Raw genomic sequence first — 15,889 nt, 5'->3', positions numbered from 1 at the left:
GCGATCGCGCGATCGCTTCGATATCTTCCCCGTCTTTTAAGGCCGTGACAATCTGTTGTTGGCTGGGGGTGAGTTGTTGCCAAAATTTGGCCCATTGACTGGGGGTTAAGCCGAGATCATGCTCTTGTAAGGAGGTTTGTAGCCAGTTGGCTACCAGTTGGGGCCGCGCTTTGAGGGCAAAGACTTTGATGGCGTGATAACTAATTTTTTCCCGGAGACGATACACCTGTTTGATGGGGAGATTGAGGGTTTGAGAGATGGCTTCTTGGCTATATCCCTGAAGATAAAGCCGTAACCAGTCCACGGCGAGAGAATCAAGGGTTTCGGCTAAATATTGCTCAAATTCCTGTTGGACTGTGTGCCGCAGGATTTGTTGTTCTTCGCTGTCTTGGTCTTCTTGGTAGGTAGTGACGGCTTCGCTGTCGAATAAACTGATGGGGGAGTCCCCTTCGTCTAAGCTGATTTCTTCGGAAATCATCTTGATCTGCTCTTGTTGGGGGACTTGAGTCATGCCGCCTTTTTGCGATCGCTTGAGATAATTAACAAAGCGATACACCAATAAGGGCTGATTGCGAATGGGCCGCATACAGTATTCTTCGACACTGGTGAGTAAGAGGGTATTGCGTAATTGGGGATCGTCGGTACATTGGCGAATCCAAGCGATCGCTTTTTGAATATTGCGATCGCTGTTGAGCATTTCTTGGATCACCTCTTGCAAAACATCCGTCACAGCCCGATGACGGTCTCGACTCATGGCCACCCAAGTGCGAATTTTATTCCGCAGGAGAACTAAAGACCCCAAACGGTTCATTAAGTTTTTATAAGCTCGCCCTGGACTGACACCAAAATAGCGTTGACGCAGAATCCGATAGCGATATTCCATGGCTTTTTGCGCGATCGCACGCTGTCGGTCATCCAGGGTCGTAAAACGGTCTAAATTCTCCCCCAACAGCCAACGCACCACACTTTGGCGACTGACTAAAGCGCGATCGGGATAATCTTGGGCAAGACGACTCTCCCACTGTTTTTCCAACTGCTTCACGAATTGCTGAGTCACAATCTGTTCCTCCAACCCCTGCTTAACATAACAGTTTGCACGACAACCTCTCCATTAAGAGTCCGATGAACGGGGAAACCCCCCTTCATTTCACCATAGCCCTTTCCGACTGTCAGTGATCTCTCCCCAACAGGCCAGAGAAACCGCCCCAGTGAACCAACCTGCTCATTCCAGCAATCTCCCACCTCATCAGGGTTAGCCTCCCTAAAAATAACTTGACAGAATCCGCAAGAATCACTAACATCATTCCCAAGGTATCTAAAAGTTTGCTCAAACTATCCCCAAAATAAAAAACTTAGGTTAAACTCAGTTTCAGGGAGGTTCGATAGAACTATCTCAACCCAGAGTCCAGATTTTAACTGGCTCTTGAGAACAGAGAATACAGGTGGACGTTTAGTAGCCCAAGCGGTTAGAATCACAACACTCGAAATTTCAGTTTCTCCATTTCCGTGTTCCTTGGTTAAGTGTGAGGAAGTATTGATGTCTAAAATTTTTAGAAAGGCTTTAATAGCAGGACCCGCAGCGCTCGGCGCTCTCATGGCTGTATCCGGTGATGCAGTCGCCAATCCCGTTTCTGGGAATGATAACGCTAATTCTAACAGCGACCTCCTTCAGCAAATTGACAACTACAGTTCTGAAGGGTCTGGTAGCTCCATGAATCAGTTTCCAGGAGCGACCCAATTTAGCGATGTTTCCCCCGGAGACTGGGCTTTTCAAGCCCTAGATGACCTGATTCGTCGCTACGATTGTCTCAAAGGTTATCCCGATGGCACATACCGTGGCAACCGCGCCTTGAGCCGTTACGAATTCGCTGCTGGTTTAAACGCCTGCTTACAACAAATTGAGCGTCTCATTGCTGAAACAACAGCAGAATTCGCCACCCGTGAAGACCTCGAAACCCTTCGTCGTCTCTTACAAGAATTTGAAGCTGAATTGGCCACTTTGGGAACTCGCGTGGACAACTTAGAAGCGCGTGTTGCGTTCCTCGAAGACAACCAATTCTCCACCACCACCAAATTAAATGGTGAAGTCATTGGTGAATTATCCTCTGCGGTTGCAGATGAAAGAGCCTACACCTTTGGGTTAGATGGCTTAAACATTGGTCAACTGGCCAATGGAGACCTTGCAAATCCTATCGCAGGCAACCGCTTGGATGATCTGTTAACTGGGTTTGGGGTGAATCAGGTGCAAGGCATTCCCCTGAATACCGCTTTAGCCAATCTCTCTACCACTCAAGTCTCTCCGAATACCACTCAAGCCGACAACTTAATCAGTGACGTACTGGCGCTGCAAAACATCGCTCCCAGCCTCGCAGTGACTCCGGGTGGTAGCTTCCGGGCTGACGCTGATGACGAAATCACCTTCGGTTATCGCGCTCGTCTGAACTTTGATACTAGCTTCTTCGGGACTGACCGCTTGCGGACTCGTTTACAGTCCAGCAACATGAACAGTTTGGGTTTCTCCCAATTAGGAACCACCCAACTACTCCGCAACTTAGGGGATAATGATAACAACCAAGTTGTCCTCAATGATTTAGCGTATCAATTCCCCATCAACGATAATATCCGCGCCCACATCATCGCACGGGGTGCGTCTGTCGACGATATCCTAGATTCCGAGTCCACCGCCCCCTACTCCCTGGACAACTTAGCCCTCGCTAACTACTACAACAACCTGTTCTACGATGCAGGGAGTACCGACCAAGCCATTGGTTTCAACATTAAATTCAACGAGAACTTTGGTCTTGACGTAGCTTACCTAGCTGATGATGGAGAAGATGCGTCTCTTGGCTTATTCGGCGGAGAGTATGTTCTTCCCGTTCAGTTGAACATGAACTTCGACCGTTTCCGCTTCGCCCTCAGCTATGCTCACCTCTTTGAAAAAGGTGGTGACTTAGTTGATGGCACCAGCTTAGGGGAAACCACACCTTTTGCGGGTGGAGCAAGTGCTAGTCTCTTAGGTCAAGCTCCCTTCGTCTATGTCAATGGTAATGGTGAACTGTACTCCAGCGCAGGGACAGCCAATGTGTTAGGCTTCCAAGGCAGCGTTGATATCTCTGACACCTTCAACCTCAGTGGTTATATTGGCTACGGTAACGCCCTCTCTGTTGATGAAAACTCTCCTCGTTTTGGTCGGGAAGCTGACTACTGGAGTTGGGGTGTCAACCTTGCCCTGCCTGACTTAGGGAAAGAAGGGGCTGTCTTAGTGACTGGCATCAGTCAACTGCCTAAAGTGTCTGTAGAAGGTGGGCCGAGTGACCAAGATTCCTCTTACCTTGCTAGTTTAGAGTATCGTTTTCCCATCACCGATAACATCGAGCTTGCACCTGGGGCTTATGCCGTCTTTAACCCCAATGGAAATGCTGGTAACGATTCCATCTGGGTTGGTATGCTCCGCACGAAGCTCAAATTCTAAGCAAGTCTGTTCAAAAACCACAAGACGACTTAGCTTAAATTAAAGAGAGGAGAGACAGGGTTCAACCTTGTCTCTCCTCTTGTTTGTTGGTTTGTTGTTGGTTAATCCTCAATTTTCCTCGCTTTACGTTTTCTCACTTCTGCTTGTACCAGCTTTAACTTATAGGGATCACAATCTTTTCGCCAACAGAGACGATTATACTTAATCATCGCACAATGCTCCTCTAAACAGCGTAACCACCCCCGACGTTTCCGAATACTGGACATATCATCCAATAACCCCCAGTCTCTCTCCTGTTTCGTGAGTCTCACCAGTTGGTCATAGTTAGGATAGTCCGGAGTCACTAATTTCTCTTTTTCGTGGAGGACTGGGGGGTTATGGGGGTTGGCCTCCCAGTAATAAACATCCAAGTCGCGGAGATCAATCCGCATTCCGGTGTGAAATGCCGGGTGCGGCTCATTGTCGAAGTTGGGATAATAGAGATAAGAAATACAAGGTTTATTGAGGTGGAATTTAATCACCGTTACTTCGTCTAACCGACCAATAGTCCGACTCGCACACCCTTCGTAGAGTCGGATGAGGGGGTCGAGGGTTTCCAAAGCGTTAATATGCACCCAGAAAGAATTATTGCGTCGTTGACCCACAGGACTCTCATCACAGAGATCAGCAATATATTCTAAATCTCCCACGGTCATTAACATCATATCCGCAAAGAGACAGGCTTTTTTATAACTGCCGAATAAGGCTTTAAAGTCCTGTTTGACGGGTTTGGAGAAATTTCTAGCGCGGGGCCGTTCCCCAAAGCGAGTCAGGGCTAAATACAATTTTAGGTCTTCTCGGCGTTGATCTGCGATCGCCTCCCAGTCTTCCTCATCCGTCGCCTCTAAAATTAACTTATATGCCTGTCGATAGGTATGGAACTCCTCTAAAATTTCCGCCTCTTGGGGTAACTCCCCCTTAACCGGAAGTCGGCCTCGTTTCGTAATAAAATCCATCACAGGCTGTAACATCTCCTCATAGTCCTCAAACTGTCGCACCTTGCGACAGACACGGGGAGTTGTAGCGCGAGACTGAAAGCGAGAGGCCCGGAACGTTTCCGCCACTTCCGTATCCCGAAAAATAAAATAAATCCCCAAAGCCACAGGAATAGCATCCACCTCCAATACCTGGTCAATATAACCCTTTAACTCCTCCTGTTCGTAATACTTCTGAAAAGTATTCCGACGAGTAATAACCCCATCTCCATAGGCCAACTGTCCGGCCTGGTTATCATGGATAAGAACTTGGGCCGCCACCACTAACACCCGTTTCGTCAACTCCCAGGCTTTCACCAACGCTTCCCGTCGTTCCGCCAAGTCTTCAATGACGTTAATGATATAGCCCAAATTAACAATATCCGCCTCTAGCAAAGGCGTGTTGGGCAAATAATAGGGGTCCCACCCGTTCGACGCATAACCTTTGGCGGCAATGCGTTCCATATCCCCCCCATACCCGCAACCGTAGTCAAAAAACGTCGTTTCCGGGGTAAATAACTCCGCTTCTAAGGCAGCGCGAACGGGACGGGATAAGGCTTTACGCACCATAGCCGCCTTGTGGCGTTCAATGCGGATAGGAGGAGTTTTAATTTGTTCTTGGTTTTGGTGGAGGTTGTGGCCGTGGAGTTGAACCCCGTGAAAGTCGAGTCTTTGTTGCCATTCCCGTCGAGTCCCAATGAAGCGAGAGTTATTTAATAGTCCTAATGCGTCTTCGATGTGGGTGAGATGGGCGAAGGTTTCATACTGGGGATAGTCGGGCAAGACAAAGGTTTCTTTGCGGTGGAGGATGGGAGGGTTATCAGAGGTACTATAGTCTCGATACCGGACTTCTAGGCTGTGTAGGTTAACTTGAATACTGGCATCGAGGGCAGGGTGGGGGTCCGTGTCGAAGTCGGGATAAAAGAGATAGGAAATGGTGGGTTGTTCGGTGTTGAATTTAACGAGGGTAGCGTTTTCAATTTGGGGGTTGCTTTGACGGGCTTTTTGTTCGTACTCTTGTAGGAGTGGGTCTAAGGCCGATAGGGCAGTTTTATGAATATAAAGGGCGTTGGGCAGTTGTTTCCCAACGGGGCTATTTTGACATCGGTTGACTATGGTTTGAAATTGGTCAGTCGTCAGTGTCATTTGGATAATGGATAATGGATAATGGGTAATGAATAATAAATAATGGAAGAAGTGACCCAATGATAAATTGCTAATTTTTTAAGTATTAAGTATATTAAGTATTAATTGCTAAATTTTAATTGCTAATTACTAATTTTTAATTAATTCCTAATGCAGATAGGGCGGCTTTAATGAGGGTGTAAAATTTGGGTTGTGTAACATCTACTTCTTGGGCGGTGTCTCGGCTTTCTCCTAACAGTCCTCGCCTCTGGCCACGGGTGACAGCAAGGACTTTATTCTGATCATTACGAATTCGTAGTTCGTTGAGCGAATTTTGTAAACTACAGGTGTAAACTCTATTATTGTGATAAAATTGAGCTTTTTTAGGTTTAGGTTGAGGAGGAGACGAGGGAATAGAATTAGAATTATTTTGCTGATCTAAATTATTATTTGGCGTTTCTGAAGTGGTTTCTATCTCTTTAACATCTTGAACATCTGTGTCACTGTTAGTTGCTGGACGAATGCCAACTAATTCTAATTCGAGTTTACTTTCCCCATTCCACTGATTTTCAATTAATTTATAGGCAATATCAACCTTATTCGGTAATGGAAAATATTCACCCCAACGCCATGCTATAGCCCCAATTGCCAGCACATCTTCCCCAATAGTTTGCCCCAGTTTTACTTTTAAATGATTGCCTTTGGTGGGTTGTTGTTCTAATATCCTAACATCCGGTGTCCAAAAAATAGGCGGATCATTTTCAATGCCCCAAGGTTGTAAACTTTCGATTTGGTCGTATAAATTAAAATTAAGTTGGGAAAAGTCGGCTTGGGCATCAATAGCAATTAAAGGTTTTAAATGTTCTGGGGCAACACATTGATGGGCAAATTCACTTAATTTTAAACGAAAATCATCTAAATTTTCTTTAGCTAAACTAAACCCTCCGGCGGCCTTGTGTCCCCCATGTTTAATTAACACCTCATCGGCATAATTTAAAGCATCCGCCACATTAAATTCCGGAATACCTCTGGCTGACCCCCGAATATTCTCCTCTCCTTCTTCATCGGTACAAATAAAGACAGGTGCGCCATATCTATCCTTTAAACGAGAAGCCACAATGCCAATTACCCCGTGATGCCAACTGCTTTGATAAATAACTAAAACTCGGTCTTCTTGCCAGTTAACTTTCCCGGCTTCAATTTGTTGGAGGGCTTCTTCTTCAATTTGTTTACAAAGGTCTTGCCGTTTTTGGTTGGTTTGTTCACAAACCATAGCCTTTTCTAGGGCTATCCCTTCATCATCGGTGGTTAATAATTCAATAACCACAGGGGGATCACTGAGGCGGCCAATGGCGTTAATACGGGGACCGAGACGGAAACCAATGGCATCGGGTTTGACGGGCTTTTTAGAGTCATTTACGCCCGCTAATTGCATGAGGGCTTTTACCCCGGCAATGTCGGACTGAGAAAGGTTTTTCAGGCCCCGTTTTAACCAGCGTCGGTTTACCCCGACAAGGGGGGCTAAATCGGCGATTGTTCCTAATGTGAATAAATCTAGCAGGGAGTGGGTTAAGCCGCTTAATTGCCCTAATTTCTGCCCCACTGTGACCGCTAAAACGTAGGCGACTCCGACTCCGGCTAAACTGTGATAGGGGGAGGTGTCGGGGATGAGTTTGGGGTTGAGGATAGCATCAGCCGGAGGTGGCCCTTGGGGGGGGATGTTGTGGTGGTCCGTGAGAATGACGCTTAATCCTAATTCTACGGCTAGGGTGATGGGTTGATGGGCGGCGATGCCGTTATCGACGGTAATAATTAACCCGACTCCCATTTCGGCCAATTCTGTCACCATGCGTTCATTGATGCCGTAGCCGTCTTTCATGCGACTGGGGATGGCATAATCGACGATGGCCCCAAAATGGCGGAGGGCGCGGATTAATAATGCTGTACTGGTCATGCCATCGGCATCGTAGTCTCCACAAATAGCGATCGCATCCCCTTCCTCAATCGCCTCTAAAATTAACTCTACTGCCTTGTCTAAATCGGGAAACTCCTCACGGGGAGAAGGAAGGGTAGTCGATTCTGGGTTAATAAAAACTTGGGCTGCTGCGGGTGTAGTAATTCCCCGGTTGAGTAACACTTGGGCCAGTAGCGACGAAAGCCCTGTCGTTTGGATAAGAGGTTGGTATTGGGTAGAGTCAGAGGGGGCAATATGCCACCGCCCTTCGGGGAGAGGTACAGACATTTATTCACACTGAACATCATCAGCCGATAGTAGAGTGATTTTAACATCTGGGTTAGCGTCCAGGGAGAGCCAACCGAGAGAGGCGGGTCTTTCTTTGTCGGGGTTACTCTTATCGAGACTGGGAGGAGGAGGAGGGGGAAGGGTGGGGCCGCCTGCGGTAGTTTCTGGGGAGTCGGTGACAGTGGGGAGACATTGTTCGAGTTGTAACCACTGGGTTTGGTTGGCGGTGGTTTGTTTTTCGGTAACTTTCAGAATACTCCGGGCCGGGAGAGAAAAGGTTTCGCTGGTTTCTGGGTTGGGCGTAGATTGGAGAGTAATGGCCTCTTGAATTTGCAGATATTGATTCACGTCCACCGTTTCCCAGTCTAAACGGACTGAAGCAGTAGGTGTGGCCTCTGTCCCCGTATTTTGGGCGGTGGAGGTAACTTTGGTATTGCCTAATAAACGGTTGGCTTCATAACGGAGACTGGGAAAGAGAAAGAAAGACAGGACGGTAATTCCGGCCAAGAGACCCACTACAATCAGTAACGAGAGGAGAAAGAGAGAGGGTTTACGAGAGGATCGCTTTTCGAGTTTCGGTGAGGTAGTGGGGGCGTTAGAGAGTTCTGTGGCGGGGCTTGCGGCGGTTAAGGCGGCTAATTTTTCTTCAGGAAAGTCGATCTGGGGGGTGGTACTGTTGGCTTGGGGTTGGACTTGACAATGGACTAAAGCGACGGTGATATTGTCGTGGCCGTTTTTTTCGTTGGCGAGAGTCATGAGGCGGTGGACGGCTTCTCCCACGGGTTTCCCTTGGGTGAGAATGGGTAAAATTTCCGTTTCCCAATATTGTTCTACTCGGTCATTATCGCTTAATCCATCGGAACAGAGAAGAAAGACACCATCATCATCAAGGATGACGCGATCTATGGTGGGATAGAGACGAGAGGAGGAATTCATCCCCAAGGCTTGGACTAATGCCCCCCCACTGGGGAAGGATACGGCATCTCGATATAACGCATAGCCGAGACGGACTTCTCGTGAGGCCACATCATCATCGAGGGTGACTTGATGACAGCCTTCTCGGTTAATCCAATAAATGCGAGAATCTCCCACATGGGCTAAATACATTTGATGCTGTTGGGCGACAGTCATGACGAGGGTTGTCCCCATCCGTTGCCGTTGTTGGCGTTTTTCGCTGTCGTTGCGTTGACTAATTTGGTCGTTTGCGTCGAGGATGGCGTTTTCTAGGGTTTCGCTGACGACTTGGGGGGAGAGTTCTTCTTGGGATTGGGAAAAGGCTTGAACGGTGGTTTTGAGGCGATCAATGGCTAAATTGGAGGCTATTTCCCCGCCGTCATGGCCGCCAATACCGTCACAGACAATGGCTAGGGCGTGTTCTCCGGCCAGAAAACTCTGACAGTCGCCACTGTTGGGGTGACAGGCATCCTCGTTATGATGGCGGAGACTTCCGGTATCGGTTTGGGCGCAAACGTCGTAGGTCCGATCTAATGTGGGGGCGCATTGGGCTAAGGCATAATCTAAGAGATCAACCAGTTGGTCGGCGGTGGTGATTTTTTCGGTGGCTAATTGTTGGCAGAGTTGCCGGAGAAAGGGTTGAATGATGGGGGATGCGCCGGGGATCCATTGGGACCAGAGGAGGCCCAGTTGTCTGAGGGAGACGGTTTCGCGATCGCGCTGAAGTTCTAAAATTTTCAGGATGGCCCCCTGAACCCGCAGCAGGGAGGGATCGGTTAAGCTAGAGGCGACTCCGGCACTTTGTAAGGGTTGCCAGAGGTTGGCCATTTGCCACAACCAGTTTAATTGTCGTAATGGGTCCGCTTGGGCCCAGACGGAGTTGAGGGGGGGTAAGATTTGCCCTTGGACAAATAAGCGGGGATTGAGGGATGTGCCGTATTCTAATAACCAGATATCCTCTAAGGGGTCCGAGAGTTGTCCAAAGAGTTGGGGGATATGGAGACGTTGGGGAAAGAGAGTGAGATAGGGGGCTACACTGTCGGGAATGTCCCGTGGAAACTGAGGGGGGAGGAAGGGTTGGGTGTCTAGTACAATGTGAGGGGAGAATAGCCAATAGCGATCGCTGATTAAATCCCCCACCGTATAGGCTTGAATTCCCTCGCCAATCACCCACAGGTAACGTCGCAGCAAAGGAGTTTTACAATGCTGACAAAATTTATTGTCTTGGGGGTTTGCTCCTTGACATTCCGCACAGTGGAGCGGGACCACAGGTGTTGTCATAAGATTTTCTTGGCTACCGTTGACGGTTTGGGTTCTGGTGAAAGCGCGATCGCTACTCCGGCTTGTATTCTATCCGAGAATGGACGTAAATCCCCCTCTCCCCGGTTTCCCACTCCCCTCCCCTAGGGAGTGTCCTGATCAGAAGGAGAAGCCATTTGGGATTGGCGAAACGACCATGGGACAAGAATCAAAAAATAGAGCCACCATAACAATACTAATCCAGTGATGGGAGTGGCAATCCACCAAATTTTCACCCCCAACCAACTCCCCAGAATAATTCCCCCTCCCGTCAATAAAATTGACCAAGGTTGACACCATCCTGGTTTATAGTCCCAAAAATTCTTTGAAGGTTCTGACATACTGGTATTTTAAAGTTAGGAGCGTCGGGAGTGTCGGGAGCGTCGGGAGCGTCGGGAGATAGAGGGGATAGAGGAGATAGAGGGGATAGAGGAGATAGAGGGGATAGAGGAGCATTGAAATGAGAATAGTTTAAACCTCCCTCTCCCCCATCTTCCCCATCTCCCCCATCTCCCCCATCTCCCCCATCTTCCCCATCTTCCCCATCTTCCCCATCTTCCCCATCTCCATTATCCCAAATACTGTTCTGCCCGTTCTGGGGTATCCACACGGGGGAGTCCCATACTATAATTTAGAACTCGTGCTTCCAAGTTGTAACTAATTTCACCCTTTTGCAGGAGGGAACGAATAAAATGCTCTAAGTCAGAACCAATACGACGGAGGTTATATTCCCGTAACTCCTCGCCGCTATAGGCTTCTACTAAATCATCAAACTTCCGGTACACCTTCTGAAGGGCATCCTCATCCCAGTTGAATTCATTGTCTGGATCAATGTCAAGGGTTAAAACATGATCACTGGGGATAAGTTCACTCTCTTGGACTTGCGCAGTATAGATACGGACATGACGAGTCGTAGATTTTAAAAGCATGAGTCTTTTTTCCGGTCTAACGTTTTTTTTAATTGTAAATGACGGTAAGCCCACCTTAATCTCCTCGATTCCCAACTTGCGATCGCGGATTCTTGCTAAAGTGTTATCACATTTCGGGGATCATCTGGTTTAAGGATTGATGCGTATGATGAATGACATCCTAAAACAAGCACATCAAGGCAGTACCGCCGCCATTATTCAAGTCATGAATGAGGGGTTAGCGGATATTGGGGTTCGTACTCGGGCCGTGTTAGAAAAAGGAATACTCAAAGTTCTCTGTGAGGCCCAAGAAGAAAAATCTCTCGAACGGGAGATATTAGTCCCCCGACTGCGAGACATTTTAGAAGGGATTGAACCCCGAAATTTACGTCGTGTACAAATTTCGAGTCGCTTGGCCCAAGAACAACAGTTAGTCTGGATAGGGGCCGGGGCCCAAACCTCCGACTACCCCTTTCTCTGGTCCGAAGAAATTAAACTCCGCAAACCCAATTTCTTCCAAAAAATCGGAAAACCCCGTCCATGGGAGACCGAGGAGAAAGAAAAATCCCTCTCTGTCTCTTTCCCCACCGCTTCCTCCACTCCCTTCCTCTCTCGGAGTCATATCCGCGTGTTATTTCTCTGTCTCCTCAGTTTTGTGGCCGGAGTATTCGCCTATAATTTCTGGCTGTTGCCCTTCTCCAACTCCTTAGTTTCCAACCAAAACGCCGCCTCTCCCTCGGCCTCTCCGTCTAACACTTCATCCTCCAACTCTCCCTCCCCCACGGCCAGTCCAGTGGCCTCACCCTCTACTTCCCCAGATACCTCTCCTCCTCCCCAAACGGTTTTATTACCCGCTTCCTCGGACAATAGTAGTCTCCCCTCTCCTCCGGCCTCTCTCTCTCCCACCGAAGACCCATTTGCCCAAGCGGTTCGTCTCGCGGAACAAATGGCCTTAAAAGGACAAACTGCCCAAACTCGTACAGAATGGCTGGATGTGGCTTCTAAATGGCAAGAAGCGTCTGAGTTAATGGCCCTAGTCCCCCCAGACCATCCCTCCTACGACAAGGCCCAAGAACGAGTTGAAGTCTATCAGCGTAACAGTGAAGTCGCCCAACGGAAAGCGGCAGCACAATAATAATGGATAATGGGGAAATGGGTGAGTTGACAGTTCAAGGGTTAACCACAAAGACACAAAGAACACAAAGGGAAGAGGGGGGAGTTGATAGTTGATAGTTGAATCTGTTCCCTGTTCCGGAGTTCCCTGTTCCCTTGTTCACAAAAAAACAACAACAAAAAACCAAGAACAAAAATGCTAGATTGGAAACCCGAAGTCGTTGAAAGTCAAATTGGAATTAATTTTAAAGATTATTATGTTCTCTTTGCCGCATTAAGTGATATTTCTTATGCCAAACAAATTGAAGATGTAACCGCAAGTAATGAGCGTTTGGCGTTTCTAGGGGAAGATGTTCTTAAATTTACGATCGCGGATTATATTTATCAGTCTTGTCCCTATTTACAAGTCAGTAATTATCAAGGATTAATGGTTAAATTAACGGAAAGGGAACGGTTAACTAAAACTTGGTTTCAGTTAGGGTTAGGAGAATCTTATCCCTTTTTAGTCAATACAGAAGAACGGGCAATTTTACGGAAAAAGAAGAATAATCCCTTTGAAAAAGCCTTTTTAGCGTTAGTTGGTGCAATTCATGATGATCGGGGCTTTTCTCAAGCGCGAAATTGGTTGGTAAAATATCTCATTATGCCCCTGTTACAAAAATATCTCAAAGATACCCCAGAACGGGCTGAACCGGAGTTACAAATTAAGTTTTTAGGCAATACTTTATTAAGTTCTCTTGCTACTGATTATATTTATCATCTCTTGCCGGGAGTGGAAGTGAAACGCTTGAGTCAATTTCAGCGTAAATTAATTAGTAAAACAGAAGTTAAACAATATAAAGACCATAGTATCCAACTGGGGAATGATCAAGCGGTGGGGTTTAAACAGTTTTTAGGGGAACAATATTTAATTGCCAATGAACAAAATAACCGCACGGCCTTTCGAGTGATGCGGGATTGGTGGGTGAAAGAATTTTTAGAGGAGGAGGAGATTTTAAAAGGGGCCTTGAGTCAACTTCTCAAAGACGGAATGCCCCAGAAATGGATAATCCGCACAGTTTTAGGTTATTCTAGCAAAGATTATGATGCGGGGCGCGATCGCTTCCATGAATTGATGGATGAGGGCTAAATACAGCTAGATCCCATACCCATTTAAATGCACAACAGCTTAACAGTCTATGGTTTATAAAATTCTCAGCTTAGACGGTGGTGGAATGCGAGCCGTCCTATCTGCTCAACTTTTAGCCTTAATTGAACTCGAAATTGAAGCCAAAACCGGACAATCGTTAAGCGAATTTTTCGATCTCATCGCCGGAACATCCGCAGGTTCAATTCTCGCATCAGGGATAGCACTAAGGAAAAGTGGCAAAGAACTCATTTCCCTCTATCTCAACCAAGGCCAAACCATTTTTCCCTACTGGGGGACCTATTCCTACTTCTCCCCCCAACGACTTCCCCTCGTCTTTCAATACGGCATCTCAGCCCCAAAATTCTCCCATGAGGGGTTAAAACAAGTCTTACAACAACAATTCGGCCAAACCACACTCCGCCAACTAGGGCCAGATCACCCCAAACTCCTCACCACCGCCTATGATACCCTCAGCCGCGAACCCGTCATTTTCAAAAGTTGGCAAACCGAAAAATGGTATGCCGATGTCCCCCTCTGGGAAGCCGCCCTATGTTCCGCCTCTGCCCCCACCTTCTTCCCCGCCTATCCCCTCACCTATGGCGGAAAAACCGCCTCTCTCATTGATGGAGGAGTCGGGGCCAACAACCCCTCCGCCTGTGCGCTAGCGGCAGCCGTGCGCCTAGGCTACAATATCCAAGATATTCGCTTACTCTCTCTGGGGACAGGGGAGGCTAGTCAAGGGTATCCGTATAACCAAACCAAACACTGGGGCTTATTTCAATGGGCCTTACATATTGTGGATGTGCTGTTAGATGCCCCCATTGATATTAGTGACTATGTGACTCGCCAAGTAGTGACATTGAATGATCAATGCGCCCATCACTATCTTCGCTTACAACCGACGTTATCAACGGATTATTTAGAAGAAGTGCTAGACTCAATGTTGCGCAGTGAATTACGGCAGAAACTCAAGGGAAAAACGCCCGTAGTCACGGAAGATATTGATGATGCGAGTCAGGATAACCTGAATGTGCTAATGGCGTTAGCGGAGGGCTATTATCAAAATGGCAGGTTAAAGGCCAACGGAAAGCAAACCTCCTCTCCAAGGGTAAAAGTAGCTGTAGCGCAGTTTTTAGAGGCTTGTGGGGTTCAGTAAAATCACTGATCTTCCAGAGATGCTAACGATTGTAAGGGAATGGCAATACCTCAATGGCTCAGTTTGGCCCAGTTTTTGGCTCACTTCTCGAAAACGTGAACCCCTCGCGCTAGGGTGAAGTTAAACTGGCAGGTGTTGGGTTACGAAGGGGACTTCACCCAATCTATAAAACGACAAAACTACTATTTACATGGAATATAAATAATGCTACATACACAAAATCCATCATCCCGTAAAGGCGATTATGTCTTCCAGTGTTTATATCGAAACCTCTATTATTAGCTATCTCACTGCACGTCCCAGTCGTGATTTAGCGATCGCAGGTCTTGAAGAAATACGCCAAATTCGAGATCATTATGTTTCTCAATTTAACTATGATCTCCAAGCGATCAACGATGTTTGGATCACTTTGTCAATTGTTTAAATTTCCTTTACTACAATTGAGATGGAATCCTGACTCTGAAAAAACCTGATTTGACTAGGGGCGCAAGGCTTGCGCCCCTACTGGAATTACTATGAATAGGCGAATCCAGATTTAGTAATTAAGGGTTAAAATCCAGGTTCCGGCGTAACGAGGGAGGGGAACATCCCCAGGACTTAATAAACGGGCATGAAAATAGAACGTGCCGCCCCATTGGGGGTTACGGACATTTTCCAATTTAATTTGTACCTGATTTTCCGCCTCGATGGTTTCTGATAAATAGATGTGTAAACGGTGATAGGGTTGATCTCGCCCTTGTTCCCGTAACACGATCGCATTTTCTTCTAACACCACTTCTTCAATGGCCGCTTCTTCCCGATAGTCACTCCCATACCCTACAGTAATTTCATCGGTATCTAAACGACCGCGATAATAAGCGGGATACAAAATCACAATCTGAGAGACCCCTAACTCCAGCTTAGTGGCAGGAATGCGCAGTTTGTAGCGACTGCGAGTGTTAGGGTTGGGGAAATCAATATGATAATCGAGAATATCCTCACGATTATTCACCCCACTAAAAATAGTAATCCCAGAGTTACTTTGAGCGAAGGTGAGTGTAGGGATTGCAGTGAGGACAGTCCCCGCGAGGGCCAAACTCGCTAACGCAGTGAATTTAGAAAGTTTTGAGAATGCCATAGAAGTCTTATTTAATCCTGTTAAACGTGCCGAATAAGGGACAGAAGCCTTACTGTACGATTGACACTCCACGCCCTAGAAGGACGTGGATTCTTCATTCATAGACCCAACTTGCCCTAGCAGGATCACTCCAACTAAAGTAGAGGTCGAATCTCGTGAAGCGTTCGGGTCTAAGACCCAAGTTCCGCTATGCCCTAGCGTACTCAAGGCTAATTTCAGGATATTAATGGCAGCATTCCAGTCTCTATCTAGAGTGAACCCACATTGACAAACATGAGTCCGAGTCGATAGAGATTTTTTGACAATTGCGCCACAGTTAGAGCATTGTTGGCTGGTATGAGCAGGGTTAACAGCAATTGTC

Annotated in this window: 13 protein-coding genes; 5 read left to right on the top strand and 8 right to left on the bottom strand. The window is 47.2% G+C overall.

Features of this window, described 5'->3' with window-relative positions:
* A partial coding sequence (locus PN462_RS15690) for a HetZ-related protein 2 (protein ID WP_272129673.1) occupies positions 1–1,057 on the bottom strand: 1,057 nt, incomplete at its 3' end.
* 537 nt (positions 1,058–1,594) lie between these two features.
* On the opposite strand from PN462_RS15690, the gene PN462_RS15685 reads away from it, so the two are divergent.
* The gene (locus PN462_RS15685) at positions 1,595–3,472 is read left to right on the top strand and encodes an iron uptake porin (protein ID WP_272129671.1); all 1,878 of its coding nucleotides are present in this window, start codon (positions 1,595–1,597) and stop codon (positions 3,470–3,472) included.
* A 101-nt stretch (positions 3,473–3,573) separates the two neighbouring features.
* Here the strand turns inward: PN462_RS15685 and PN462_RS15680 are convergent, their stop codons facing one another.
* The 5 genes from PN462_RS15680 to PN462_RS15660 form a co-directional block, all read right to left on the bottom strand.
* Complete coding sequence (locus PN462_RS15680) at positions 3,574–5,631, bottom strand: DNA phosphorothioation-associated putative methyltransferase (RefSeq protein WP_272129669.1); 2,058 nt, start codon at positions 5,629–5,631, stop codon at positions 3,574–3,576.
* Between the two features lie 136 nt (positions 5,632–5,767).
* Positions 5,768–7,852, bottom strand: coding sequence for a single-stranded-DNA-specific exonuclease RecJ (recJ, locus tag PN462_RS15675; protein WP_272129666.1), 2,085 nt, complete (start codon positions 7,850–7,852; stop codon positions 5,768–5,770).
* Positions 7,853–10,087, bottom strand: coding sequence for a protein phosphatase 2C domain-containing protein (locus PN462_RS15670; RefSeq protein ID WP_272129665.1), 2,235 nt, complete (start codon positions 10,085–10,087; stop codon positions 7,853–7,855).
* A 122-nt stretch (positions 10,088–10,209) separates the two neighbouring features.
* Positions 10,210–10,446 carry a DUF6737 family protein gene (locus PN462_RS15665; protein ID WP_272129663.1) on the bottom strand — a complete coding sequence of 79 codons (237 nt, stop codon included), beginning with the start codon at positions 10,444–10,446 and terminating at the stop codon, positions 10,210–10,212.
* A 228-nt stretch (positions 10,447–10,674) separates the two neighbouring features.
* Positions 10,675–11,034, bottom strand: a complete 360-nt coding sequence (locus PN462_RS15660) for an NAD(P)H-quinone oxidoreductase subunit M (protein WP_272129661.1) — start codon at positions 11,032–11,034, stop codon at positions 10,675–10,677.
* 145 nt (positions 11,035–11,179) lie between these two features.
* Between PN462_RS15660 and PN462_RS15655 the strand changes: the two genes are divergently transcribed.
* The 4 genes from PN462_RS15655 (at position 11,180) to PN462_RS15640 (ending at position 14,835) form a co-directional block, all read left to right on the top strand.
* The gene (locus tag PN462_RS15655) at positions 11,180–12,148 is read left to right on the top strand and encodes a hypothetical protein (protein WP_272129660.1); all 969 of its coding nucleotides are present in this window, start codon (positions 11,180–11,182) and stop codon (positions 12,146–12,148) included.
* A gap of 174 nt (positions 12,149–12,322) precedes the next feature.
* Positions 12,323–13,255 (top strand): ribonuclease III domain-containing protein, encoded by a 933-nt coding sequence (locus PN462_RS15650; protein WP_272129658.1) that lies wholly within the window; start codon positions 12,323–12,325, stop codon positions 13,253–13,255.
* A 49-nt stretch (positions 13,256–13,304) separates the two neighbouring features.
* Positions 13,305–14,411 carry a patatin-like phospholipase family protein gene (locus tag PN462_RS15645; protein WP_272129657.1) on the top strand — a complete coding sequence of 369 codons (1,107 nt, stop codon included), beginning with the start codon at positions 13,305–13,307 and terminating at the stop codon, positions 14,409–14,411.
* Positions 14,412–14,655: 244 nt separating this feature from the next.
* Positions 14,656–14,835, top strand: a complete 180-nt coding sequence (locus PN462_RS15640) for a hypothetical protein (RefSeq protein WP_272129654.1) — start codon at positions 14,656–14,658, stop codon at positions 14,833–14,835.
* Positions 14,836–14,946: 111 nt separating this feature from the next.
* On the opposite strand, the gene PN462_RS15635 is transcribed toward PN462_RS15640, so the two are convergent.
* On the bottom strand, positions 14,947–15,528 hold the full coding sequence (locus PN462_RS15635) for a DUF2808 domain-containing protein (RefSeq protein WP_272129652.1): 582 nt from the start codon (positions 15,526–15,528) through the stop codon (positions 14,947–14,949).
* Between the two features lie 75 nt (positions 15,529–15,603).
* On the bottom strand, positions 15,604–15,889 hold a 286-nt coding region (locus PN462_RS15630), incomplete at its 5' end, for a transposase (protein ID WP_272129649.1).

This window comes from Spirulina sp. CS-785/01 (assembly GCF_028330525.1).
Taxonomy (GTDB): Bacteria; Cyanobacteriota; Cyanobacteriia; order Cyanobacteriales; family Spirulinaceae; genus JAQMSD01.
Note: the sequence above shows the minus strand (reverse complement) of the source record. Positions and strands in the feature narration are given on the sequence as shown.